This is a genomic window from Brevibacterium sp. XM4083, from assembly GCF_006489205.2.
Classification (GTDB): Bacteria; Actinomycetota; Actinomycetes; order Actinomycetales; family Brevibacteriaceae; genus Brevibacterium.
The window spans coordinates 809214-821275 of sequence record NZ_VFYR02000001.1 but is presented as its reverse complement, the minus strand read 5'-3'; the positions used below and the strand labels follow the sequence as shown (position 1 = coordinate 821275).

At 67.4% G+C, this 12062-nt stretch carries 9 protein-coding genes; 1 reads left to right on the top strand and 8 read right to left on the bottom strand.

Annotated features, from left to right (window positions below; genetic code table 11):
• Position 1 precedes the first annotated feature (1 nt).
• From groES to FJ887_RS03490, 8 genes are all read right to left on the bottom strand, one after another.
• Positions 2–295, bottom strand: a complete 294-nt coding sequence (gene groES, locus FJ887_RS03525; protein ID WP_009376237.1) for a co-chaperone GroES — start codon at positions 293–295, stop codon at positions 2–4.
• Between the two features lie 425 nt (positions 296–720).
• A complete protein-coding gene (locus FJ887_RS03520; RefSeq protein WP_137827001.1) occupies positions 721–1941 on the bottom strand; it encodes a resuscitation-promoting factor in 1221 nt (406 codons plus the stop codon).
• 399 nt (positions 1942–2340) lie between these two features.
• Positions 2341–3318, bottom strand: a complete 978-nt coding sequence (locus tag FJ887_RS03515; RefSeq protein WP_137827002.1) for a TatD family hydrolase — start codon at positions 3316–3318, stop codon at positions 2341–2343.
• On the bottom strand, positions 3318–5033 hold the full coding sequence (gene metG, locus FJ887_RS03510) for a methionine--tRNA ligase (protein ID WP_137827003.1): 1716 nt from the start codon (positions 5031–5033) through the stop codon (positions 3318–3320). The genes FJ887_RS03515 and metG overlap by 1 nt, the downstream gene beginning before the upstream one ends.
• Before the next feature lie 434 nt (positions 5034–5467).
• Positions 5468–6292, bottom strand: a complete 825-nt coding sequence (locus FJ887_RS03505) for a hypothetical protein (protein ID WP_140954804.1) — start codon at positions 6290–6292, stop codon at positions 5468–5470.
• Positions 6293–7028: 736 nt separating this feature from the next.
• Positions 7029–7898, bottom strand: coding sequence for a 16S rRNA (cytidine(1402)-2'-O)-methyltransferase (gene rsmI, locus FJ887_RS03500; RefSeq protein WP_137824283.1), 870 nt, complete (start codon positions 7896–7898; stop codon positions 7029–7031).
• 431 nt (positions 7899–8329) lie between these two features.
• Complete coding sequence (locus tag FJ887_RS03495) at positions 8330–8791, bottom strand: DUF4190 domain-containing protein (protein WP_137824284.1); 462 nt, start codon at positions 8789–8791, stop codon at positions 8330–8332.
• A 153-nt stretch (positions 8792–8944) separates the two neighbouring features.
• Entirely contained in the window at positions 8945–9595 is a 651-nt protein-coding gene (locus FJ887_RS03490; protein WP_171006947.1) for a DUF4190 domain-containing protein, read from the bottom strand.
• Positions 9596–9819: 224 nt separating this feature from the next.
• On the opposite strand from FJ887_RS03490, the gene FJ887_RS03485 reads away from it, so the two are divergent.
• Complete coding sequence (locus tag FJ887_RS03485; RefSeq protein ID WP_137824286.1) at positions 9820–12006, top strand: dolichyl-phosphate-mannose--protein mannosyltransferase; 2187 nt, start codon at positions 9820–9822, stop codon at positions 12004–12006.
• The last annotated feature ends 56 nt before the right edge of the window (positions 12007–12062 follow it).

Below are 12062 nucleotides of genomic sequence, written 5' to 3'. Positions count from 1 at the left end.
TTCAGCCGATGACGGCGAGCACGTCGCGCGCCGAGAGAACGAGGTACTCTTCGCCGGCGTACTTGACTTCGGTGCCGCCGTACTTCGAGTAGATGACCTTGTCGCCGACAGCGACGTCGACGGGAACGCGGTTGCCGTTGTCAGCAACGCGGCCGGGGCCCACTGCGACGACTTCGCCTTCCTGCGGCTTCTCCTTGGCGGTATCGGGAATGACCAGACCGCTGGCAGTGGTCTGCTCGGCTTCGACCTGACGGATGACGATCCGATCTTCGAGTGGCTTGATGGAGACCGACATATCGGGCTCTCTCCCTTCGCTGGGTGAATAACTTACGTGAAGTCAGACGGCGGCGGCTGCCTGAGGAACCACTCGTCGTCGCGGGTGCCGAGGAGTTCGACCGTCTTCATAAAACTGGCACTCACTGAGCGTCAGTGCTAATTCGACTCTATGACTCCTTTAGCACTCGGTCAACTCGAGTGCCAAAGAATTGTCACGCTCTCGGCGAAAGCTCAGGGTGCCGGTCCGGACGAGGGAAAGGCCGCTCGGCGCCGGGACGGGCAGGCCGCCTCGGCGAGAACCCTGACAACCAGAATTCGGCGATGATGCGGAAGAGGGACCCCGGAATCATCCGGAGTCCCTCTTCTGCCATTCAGCTGTTCTGCTCGCGCAGCCGCCCTGCTCAGGCCACCGCGCTCAGCGCGTTACTGCTCAGACAGTGCAGGTCACGCGCAGGCCCACTGGCCCCAGCCGGCCTTCGCCTGCAGCTTCTTCGCACGGTCGAACTGCTCCTGCGGGCTGGCATCGATCGGGTTGCCCGATCCGCCGACGCTCTGCCAGGTGGCGAGCTTAAACTGGAAGAGTCCGAAGTGCGCGTTGTTCTGCTTGTTGACCGCACGGGGGTTGAAGTTCGATTCGCACTTGGCGACCTGGTACCACTTCGACCCGGGTCCGCCGAGCATCGCCTTGATCTCCTCGGTCGACATCGAGCCGCCGGAACCGGAGCCCGAACCCGAATCGCCGGAGTCGCTGCCACCGGAACCGGAGTCGCTGCCACCGGAGCCGGAACCGGAGTCGTCCTTGGGAGCCGGGGCTTCCTTCTTCTTCGTGCCCTCGATCACGACCTTGGCCTGCGGTTCGGAGAGGACCTTCTCGCCCTTCTTCTCCTTCTCGACCTCGTCGCCGTTGATGGTCTTGACCGCGTACTCGACTTCCTTCTCACCGGCCTTGCCCTTGTCCTCGACCTTCGTCTCGCCGACGTAGAGCGAGTCCGACTTCTTGGTCTGGGTCTCGGGCTTGATCTCCTCTTTCTCCTTGACGGTCTTGTTCTCCACCCGGTTGACGGTGAGAACCTGGCCGTCGGCGACCGATGCGCTCATCGGCACGGAGAGGAAGTCGTCCTTGTCGAGTTCGACCTTCGCCTCGTTGAGGGCGTCCTCTGCGGTGTCGACCGGAGCCGTGACCTTGACGTCCTTGCCGTCGGCGACGACGGTCAGAGCCTTGGCGGTCGTGACCGCAATGTCGGTCGGGCTCTCGACCTTGAGCTTGTCGTCGGCATCAGCGCTGAGGTCGGCGTCCTTGGCGTCGACGCCGAGGTCGGCGAGCGCCTGACCCACGGTGTTCGCGTTCGTCCACTCGTCGGTCTTCTTGCCGTCGACGGTGAGCGAGATGTCCTTGGCCGTGTTGACCGTGACCGTCATATCGCGGTCGATCTTCGTGTCGATGCCGGGCTTGACCTCATCGTTCTTCTCGAGGTCGATGTCCTGGCTGTCGAGAATCTGGCCGACGGTTCCGCCGAACGTGCGGATCTCCTTCGGCTCTCCGTTCACCTCGAGGGTGACGGGCTTGTTCATGGTGAGTACGGCGCCGGTGCCACCGACGAGACCGGTGATGACTACCGCCTGTGCGGCGATCTGCACCTTGCGGTTCTTGAGAAAATCAATCACAGAAATATCCCCGAGCAGAGTTGATCAGCTGTTTGCAACTCGTCCACTGTAACCGATTCGTTACATGTAACGCAAAAGATCACGAATCCGTAACAGGAAGTTCCCAGACTCCCGGATTCTCGGCGATCGCGGCCGTTGCCATCGTCGCAGGTCACGCGCCGTTGGCACCGATTCCCGGGTTCTCAGGGTGAGACCGACACCACCACCGAGGCGGCCGTGATCTCACCGTCGCGACCCGTCGTCTCCGCGTGGTCGGCAGTGCCGTTCGGGCTGCCGTTCGGCATCGCCCGACCCCGGCGGCTCACACGTGGCTGGTCAGCCCACGTCCGGCTGGTCAGCCGTGGCTGCGCTGCCGAGGCGCCCCAGCTGCCCCGCGGTCGCCGCGCAGCCTCGCCGCCTTCAGTCCCAGCCGCCGAGCGCGGTCTCTGCGTTCGTCCAGACCGCCTCGGCGAGGTCACCGGCATCCATCCCGCGCACCTCGGCGAGCTTTCTCGCGGTGATCGGGGTGAGGTACGGCCCGCCGGGCTTGCCGCGATAGGGGTGCGGGGTGAGGAACGGGGCGTCGGTCTCGGTGAGGAGCAGCTCGAGCGGGGCGCTCGCAGCGGCCCGGCGCAGCTCATCGGCGTTCTTGAACGTGATGTTGCCGGCGAACGACATGAAGTAGCCGGCCTCGGCGCATTCGCGGGCCATCGCCTCGTCGCCGGAGAAGCAGTGGAAGATCGTCACCTCAGGCGCGCCCTCCTCGCGGAGGATGCGCAGCACATCGGCGTGGGCCTCACGGTCGTGGATCTGCAGGGCGCGGCCGGTGCGCTTGGCGATCTCGATGTGGGCGCGGAAGGAACGCTGCTGCTCGGCGATGCCGTCCTCGCCGGTGCGGAAGTAGTCGAGACCGGTCTCCCCCACCACGCGCATCCGGTCATGGCTCGTCACAAGGGCTTCGATCTCGGTGAGCGCATCGTCGAGCAGGCTGGCCTCGGCCAGACGCGGAGCCTCGTTCGGGTGGAGGGCCGCGCCGCCGAGCATCCACGTGCGCGGGGTCTCCGGCGGAGCCGGCACGGACGCGGCGACGCTCGGGTCCGCAGCACCGGCGCGGCCGGCGTACTGGGAGGCCACGAGCGCCGTCGTCCACCGGGCCGCCGGCAGGTCGCAGCCGATCTGCACGATCCGCCGCACCCCGGCCTGCTCGGCGGTGTTGAAGAAGAAGTCGAGGTCGGGGAACTCCTCATCCTCGTCGGGGGTCACCTCGGGAGCCGGTTCCCCCGCACCCAAGGGCAGTCGCATGCCCGTGCCGATGTCGAGGTGGGTGTGGGTGTCGACGATCGGGTGGGGCAGGGGTTCGGGCACCGGAGGATACGTTCCGGCGGCGCGCGAGGCCATTACTCCGTCTCCTCCACGAACTTCGGGAACACCGGTTCGGGCTTCGGCAGCGGTGTGCCGGGCACGAGCGGGTAGTCGATCGCGGCGAACGACCGGGGATCGATGTCGGCGGCGGCCACGGAGCCTTCGGCCTCCTCGGCGAAGGACGGGGCGATGCCGGCGGCGGCGACACCCGCCCCGGCGACGACGCCGACGGCGGCACCCGCGGACACGGTGTCCATGACTTCGGCACCGGAGCCCGACTCGACGGCAGTGGGCAGGACCTTCGCCCCCGCCTCGGCGACTCCGGTGGGCACCCCAAGGAGATCGAGGATCCGGCCCGCGGATTCGGGCATGACCGGCTGGATGAGGATCGAGACGATGCGCACGACCTCGATCGTCACCCACAGCACGGTGGCCATCCGCTCGGGATCGGTCTTCTTCAGCTTCCACGGCTCCTGCGCGGAGAAGTAGCGGTTGGCCTCGGTGAGGACCTTCCAGCACGCGTCGACGTACTGATGCAGCGACTGGGTGTCGACATGCCGCCGAGCGGTGTCGAGAGTGCCGCGGGCCAGCGCCAGCAGGGTCTCGTCCGCCTCGGTGAGCTCACCGGGCTGCGGCACCTGGCCGTCGCAGTTCTTCGCGATCATCGACAGGGAGCGCTGGGCGAGGTTGCCGTACTCGTTGGCGAGGTCGGCGTTCTTGCGGGTGATGATCGAGTCCTTCGTGTACGAGCCGTCCTGGCCGTAGGAGAACTCGCGGAAAAGGAAGAAGCGGACGGTGTCGAGACCGAACGCGTCGACGAGGTCGATGGGATCGACGACGTTGCCGACGGACTTCGACATCTTCTCCCCGGCATTGAAGAGGAAGCCGTGAGCGTGGACGCGGCGGGGCAGCTCGATGCCCGCGGACATGAGGAACGCCGGCCAGTAGACGCTGTGGAAGCGGATGATGTCCTTGCCGATGATGTGGACGTCGGCCGGCCACCACTTCGCCAGAGCCTCCTCGTCATCGGGGTACCCGGCGGCGGTGAGGTAGTTCGTCAGGGCGTCGATCCACACGTACATCACGTGCTTGTCGTTGCCGGGCACGGGCACTCCCCAGTCGAAAGTCGTGCGCGAGATCGAGAGGTCCTTGAGCCCGGAGGCGACGAACGAGGCGACCTCGTTGCGGCGGGAGTCGGGCCCGATGAACTCCGGGTGGTCGCGGTAGAGCTCGAGGAGCCGGTCCTGGTACTTCGAGAGGCGGAAGAAGTAGGACTCCTCCTCCGTCCAGGTCACCTCGGTGCGGGTCTCCTTGGACAGGCGCACGCCGTCGACGACCTCGGTCTCGTCCTCGGTGTAGAACGCTTCGTCGCGCACCGAGTACCAGCCGGAGTACGAGTCGAGGTAGATGTCGCCGGCCTCCTCGAGCCGGCGCCAGATCGCCTGCGAAGCCGCGTAGTGGTCGGGGTCGGTCGTGCGGATGAACCGGTCGAACGTCGAGCCGAGGGCCAGCTGGGTGTCGCGGAAGTTCGTCGCGTTGTCGTCAGCGAGTGCCTTGGGCGTGATGCCGAGCTTGTTCGCCGCCTGGAGCATCTTCAGACCGTGCTCATCGGTGCCGGTGGCGAAGAACACCTCGTGGTTGTCGAGGCGCTTGAACCGCGCGATGGTGTCGGCGGCGATGTACTCGTATGCATGCCCGATGTGGATGGCCCCATTGGGGTAGGCGATCGCTGTTGTCACGTAGTAACCCATAGGTCAATCAGTCTAAGGGACGCGCGGCGGCGGGTCGGACGGTGTCCGCGGGGGTGGGTGGCCTGCCGGGCGGGGCGGGCGGTGGGCCTGGAGGCCGGAGGGGTGGGTCCCGGCGGGGCGGAGGCCTCGGGGCGGGTCCGGGCTGGGCGGTCCGGGCTGGGCGGGTTCCCGCGCAAAGGGTCGACGGGCGGAGGAAGTCGCGGGGGTGCGTGGGGGCGCAGGAGGGCCCGGCGGGGCGGATCCCAGCGGGGCGGGTCGTCCCCGCGGGGTGGGTGCCCGCGCACAGGGCCGGCGGGAAGGCGCGCCTGCAGCCCCACGGCGTTAGAGCTCACCCTGGTTTCCAGGGCTCGGTTCTTGGCATGAGCCCTGGAAACCAGAGTGAGCTGTGGCGAGGACTCGCTCCCGGCACCCCTGCCGGTCGACGCAGAGCAGGCTCAGAGGCGAAGGGGCTTGCCCCTGAACTTCAGCAGCTCCGGTGCCTGTTCGAAGAGCTTCGCCCCGAACACCTGTGGATTGAGAATGTCTCGGAAGGCGAAGTGGACGACCTTGTACCCCATCGTCAGCAGCATGTTGTGCTGGTAGCTCTCCCGCTTCAGGCGACTGCGTCCGAACTCCACGTACTTGCCGGAACCATCGACGGCCAACGCCGTCCTCGTCTGCCGGTGGAGAAAGTCCAGCCTCGTGAGGAAGTCCCCGTCGTGGGCGACATTCCACTGCTGGTCGAAATCGTGGAGGCCGAGGAGATGGAGATTGAACGAACTTCGACTCTCCGCGTAGCTCTCCGACAGCGGAGAGATGTGCGCAAGCAGGGTGAGAGCTCGTCTGCGTCCACGCGCCAGTCGGAGTGCAGCGGGAGCGAAGTCGTGGGCGACGAGGTTCCGGCCGATGTCCGCGAGCACATGGGGATTGGCGAACCCCAGACGCTTCTTGAGTCCGTACCGCTTGTGGACGCCGCGTCGCAGGGTGGCCTCCAAGGCGGCGTACCCCGCAACTGGACCGCCGTACTCGATGAGGTCCAGGCTGGTGCGGATCGAGCTCGTCACGTCCACGTCCGACAGGTTCGCCCGATCAGCGCAGGGCACCGCGCGCCGGAAGCGGCGGATGGCCGGGCTCAGCGTGCTCGCAGTCGGATGCATGACTGTCAACGGTCGGAGCGGCAGGTCGAACATCGGCAGGTCGTGCAGCAGCGCTGCAGACACACCGGAGACGACATCGCCGCGGCGATAGTGCGGGTAGTGGATCACCTCGAGCCGTGCCAACTGAGTGCGAATCGCACGATTCTCGATCTGTTCGGCTATCGAAGAGTCCTGGAACCGATCAGTCCACACCGTGTCCGTGATCAGCTCGCGGATGCGCGCATGGCGAGGAACCGTGCAGGCGACGGCGATCGAATACACCCCGCGGCAGACGCGGATGAGACAGCAGTCGACAGCTCGACTGATCTCCACGCTGGTCACCCCTGCTGCACGCAGGGTCTGAGAGGTCACCACATTGCATGTCGGCTGTTCCCTGTGATCGTCCATCCGCACACTCTGGCGCCCGCAGTCGGCCGCCGCATCTGCGATCGGGTGTCCTGTGGAAACGCGATGAGCGTCCACAGGCTGCGCGAACGCGAGTGCTCGCAGTCTCCCCAGGGGGCGTGACGGCAACGCACCAGCGTCACCGTCCCTGACGTCGCCGGGCCGCCACGTCCCCGGCGGTCGCAGTTCCTCAGAGACGCATCACCGCAGGCGAGCGTGCCAGCACTCGAGTTCGCGTCGACACTGCGAGACGAGTCGGAAGCGTCAGACGAGCTCGCTGATCGAACCGCAACCCTTGACCACGCCGCTTTGAGCTCTGTCGAGCACGAGCAGCTCACGTTGCGAACAGTGCCGCCCAAACGAAAGTGAGCCCAAACCGTCCACAGCCGATCGCACGCAAGTGGGGCCGCACGACGGGCCCGACGGGCCGACCGCGCACGGACGCGCCGGTCCCACCGCCCACCCCGCACCGCGGTCACTCGCGGTGGAGCCAGGCCTCGTAGATCTCCCGCTTGGACAGACCGAAGCGCTTCGCGATCTGGCCGGCCGCCTCCTTCGCGCGCACACCCGACTCGACCAGCTCCTCCATCTCGCCGAGGTGGTCCTCCGGAGCCGTCTCCACCTCGGTGGCACCGGCGAGGACGAGGGTGAGTTCCCCGCGCAGACCATCGGCGGCGAGCTCGCGCAGGGACCCGACGGTCCCACGCAGCGTCTCCTCGTACGTCTTCGTCAGCTCCCGGCTGATACTCATCGGCCGGTCGGGGCCGATGACCGATGCGAGGTCGTCCATCGCCTCGGCGATCCGGTGCGGGCTTTCGAAGAAGACCATCGTCCGCTTCTCCGACTTGAGCTCGTCGAAGAGCGTCCGGCGAGCCCCGGACTTCCGGGGCAGGAAGCCCTCGAAGCTGAAGCGATCACTCGGCAGACCGGAGACGGCGAGCGCCATGAGCACCGCGGACGGCCCCGGCGTCGCGGTCACCGGCAGATCCGCCTCGGCGCACGCCCTGACGACGCGATATCCGGGGTCGGAGACCGCCGGCATCCCAGCATCGCTGAGGAGGACGACGGTCTGACCGCCGCGGACGAGGTCGACGATCTCGGGCGCGCGGGACTGCTCGTTGTGGTCGAAGACGCTGAGCACGCGCTTCGTGTGCGCAATCCCCAGACGCTGAGCGAGGGAGAGGAAGCGGCGGGTGTCCTCGGCGGCGATGACGTCGGCAGTCGAGATCGCCTCCCGCATCCGCGGGCTCGCATCGCCGAGGTTGCCGATCGGAGTCCCGACAAGGATCAGTCGTCCGCCTGCCGGCTTGGGGTCGAGTGACGGGTCGGCTGCGTCCTCGTCCATCGAGGGATCGCCGTGCGAGCCTGCGTCGGCTCTGTCGGCAGCGTGGCCAGCTCTGTCGGCAGCGTGGCCAGCTCTGTCGGCAGCGTGGTCAGCTCTGTCGGAAGCGTGCGATCCGTCGGCACGCGGTGCCGCGGACTGGTGGCCTGAATCGCGGTCATCAGGCTGCGGGTCACCGAACCCGGGACCACCGGATTCGGGAGCACCGGAATAGCGGTGGCCCGCCCCGATGTCATACAACTCTCGGTCACCGGACTCTGAGTCACCGGACTCAGTATCACGAGTCTCTGGGTTGCTGAGTTCAGGAGCGCCGAACGCATCCGGGGGCAGCCCGTCCGCCTCCTCACCGAGTACAGGATCGGGACCGAGAACAGGATCGGGCGTCGTCGGCTCAGGCGCCGGTGCAGTCGGCCACCGTGCGGGATGCGGCCTCGTCAACTGTACGAGCCGGCGCTGCCGAGGAATCCGACCCCGAGGATCGCCACGAAGAAGAGAATGTAGACGATCCAGAAGAGGATCCAGAGACTCGTGCCGATGTAGCCGACCCAGAGGGCGGCGATCGCCATCCCGTCGCCGCGCTCGCCGCGCTCCCTGATCTGCTTGCGGGCGATGTGGCCCATGACGATCCCGGCGATGCCCGCGAGGAAGACGCCCGAGATGGTGCCGAAGATCGAGGCGACGAGGGCGATGATCGCCAAGGTGTTCGTGGGTGCCAGCTGCTGGTAGCCGACCCCGGCGCTGCCATAGCTCGCAGGACCGTACGCGCTTCCGTAGTTCGCGACCTGCTGGTTGTTCGCGGCCTGGTAGCCGTTGGGATCGTAGCTGTTCGACGGCTGCCCGGACTGCGGCTGCTGGTAGTACATGTCGGGATTGTTCCAGTTGTTCTGACTGCTCATGACTTCTCTCCTCGGGGATTCTCCCTCAACCGTACCGAGCACGGCACCGAGACCAAAGGCGAACGTGTTGCAATCCTGCATCGTCGACCGTCGGAGGCACCCTCTGCGACCGATGCCGGGCGGTGGGCCGCCCGGTGAAGTCGAGTCCGCCGCTCAGGCCGTCGCGGCGAACATCGCGAACAGGCTCACCCCGACGATCGCGATGATGACGATGGCCAGGATCGCCAGGCCGATGCTGATGTAACCCATGACGAGGCCCGCCGTCGCCTGACCCCGCCCGTCTTCGCCGGTGCGCTTGATCTGGCCGCGCGCCACGTGCCCGAAGATCACCGCGAGGATGGGCGCCAGCCACAGGAGCATCGCGAGGAAGCTGAAGAGCCACCCGATGACCGGGATCATCGCGAGCAGCCAGCAGACGAAACCGCCGGCGAGGCCGATGATGCCCATCCACATCGACCACCCGGCCAGTGTGTTCGGCCTGCGGTAGACGACCATCGGCGCACCGTACGTGCCGTAGGTGACCGGCTGACTGAAACCGCCCGGCTGGCCCATCGCGGGCTGCCCGCCCGAGGGTCCCACCGAGTCGAGGTACTGCCCGTAGTCCGTGTACTGGCCGCCACCGTAGCTGACCTGGTCATAGCCGCTCTGGCCCGATCCGTAGCCGTTCTGGCCAGTGCCGTAGCCGGGCTGTCCGGAACCGTAACCGAGCGACGGCTGGGACGCTCCGTATTCGGAGCCGAACTGCTGGGAACCGACCTGGGGTGGGTCGCTCGGGCGGTAGTTCGGGTTGTTCGACACTCTCATCACCGTCTTCGCTCGTACACGGAACTTCTCGCACAGCACGTTGTGCAATGCCTGTAGTGATCAGCCTAACTGCCTTCCCCCGCGTGCGATACCGCCATTTGCACCACTGCGCCGCCACAGGGCGGCAGCAGGGAATGACGCGCGCCGAGGCGGCCCGACGTCCGAGACACGACCGAGCGCAAGCTGAACGGGCTGGTCGGCGCCGCACCCTAGACTTGGCGGTGATGACAGCTCCCCATGATCCCCCATCGCCGAGGCGGTCCTCCGACCCGACGACCCGCCCCGAGTCGTCGGGCAACACTGACCCGACGACCGACCGCAAGTCGTCGAGCGCCCCTGACCCGACGACCGGCCCCGAGTCGTCGAGCGCCCCTGACCCGACGACCGGCCGCAAGCCGGCGGCCAGCCCAGAGCCGACGACAGAGGCTGCGGCCACCTCGGCGGCCCGAGCGGCCGTGCGCGAGGAGATGTCACCGACGGCGGAGTCATCCGCCCGCACAGACCGCAGACAGAACACCGGCCCGTCGCGCCGCGTCGCACGCGAGACCCGGGCCCGCCGGCGCGAGGCTGTCCTCGCCGGAGCTGCGGCTCTGCGCAGGACGACCTTCTCCGCGGGCATGTGGGCGACCCGGGCTCCGGTGTGGATGTGGCCGGCACTCATCGTCATCACTCTCATCAGCGGCGCTCTGCGCCTCTTCCGCCTCGATTTCCCGCCGCGGCTGATCTTCGACGAGACCTACTACGTCAAGGATGCCTACTCGGTCGTCACCTTCGGCTACGAGCGCGCCTGGCCGGAGAACGCCGACGACTCGTTCAACGCCGGCGACCCGAGCGTCATCGAGTCCGGCCCCGAGTACGTCGTCCATCCGCCGCTGGGCAAATGGGTCATCGGATGGGGCATCGACCTCTTCGGCGCCGACGACTCCTTCGGTTGGCGCTTCTCCGTCGCCATCGTCGGCACCCTGACGATCTTCCTCATCGGCCTCGTCGCCTGGAAGCTGTTCCGATCAGCCTTCTTCGCATGCGTGGCCGCAGGTCTGCTCGCCGTCGACGGCGAGCACTTCGTCCACTCCCGCACGAGCCTGCTCGACATCGTGCTCATGGCCTTCATCCTGCTCGCCTTCTATTTCATCCTCCTCGACCGCGAGCAGGTGACGAAGCGACTCGCCCGCTGGACCGCGGGACTCGACAGCGCTCCCCCGCCGACGAGCGAATCCGCCGCAGACCCCGCAGCCAGCCACGCCGCAGAAGCCCAGAGCCCCGCCGCGAAGTCCGCCCGCGCCAAGGTCGCCGACGCGATCAACTTCGGCCCCCGCCTCGGCGCGCGACCCTGGCTCATCGCCGCGGGCATCAGCCTGGGACTCGCCACCGGCGTGAAATGGTCGGGCCTCTATGCCCTGGCGGCGTTCGGCATCCTCGTCGTCGCCTGGGACGTCCATTCCCGTTTCCGCGCCGGCGTCGTCCATCCGTGGCTCGGCGCCCTCATCCGCGACAGCATCCCGGCGTTCCTCTCGCTCGTGCCGGTCGCCCTCATCACCTACATCGCGACGTGGACGGGCTGGATCCTCTCCGACGACGGCTGGGACCGGCAGTGGGCGGCCGAGACGCCCGGCTGGTGGCAGTCCCTGCCGTCGTGGCTGTACTGGCTGCCCTCGCTCGCGCGCTACCACTACACGGCGTACTCGTTCCACGTCGGCCTCGACGCCGAGCACCCCTACATGTCCAACCCGTGGGGCTGGATCGTCCAGTGGCGGCCGACGTCGTTCTACTACGAATCCCTCAACCAGGGCGATCTCGGGTGCGAGGCGATCCGGTGCTCCTCGGCGATCACCTCGGTGGGCAACCCCGTCATCTGGGGTCTGGCACCCGTCGCGCTCCTCATCGTCCTCGCCGCGTGGATCATCCGCCGCGACGTCCGCTGCGGGGTCATCCTCGCCGGACTCGCCGCGACGTGGCTGCCGTGGTTCGCCTACCAGGAGCGGACGATCTTCACGTTCTACACGATCGTCATGGTGCCCTTCGTCGTCCTCGCGCTCACGTACTGCCTGACCCTGCTGTGGGGCAGGCGGAATCCCGCTCCCCCATTCGCCGAGGCGGTCCGACCGTCCCCGGCGACGCCGGGTTCCGCTCCCGAACCACAGACAGTCGCCGGTCAGTCACCGGACACCGACACGACAATGCCCCCCGGCCAGCCACCGGCGACCGGCACTCCGACATCCCCCGAAACCTCCCGCGTCTCCCGGCGCCGAGGCGGCCGGCCCTCGTGGACGCTGCTGGCCCGCCGCCTCGGCGTCGGTCTCATCCTCGCCGCCGCGGTGCTCGCGTTCGCGTACTTCTGGCCGATCTACACCGGCGAGGTCATCCCGTTCGAGGCGTGGAACAACAGGATGTGGAACGTCACCTGGCGCTGACCTGAACTCGACATGACGGGGTCGCCTCGGCGACACCGGCTGTTCACCTGCGCGTC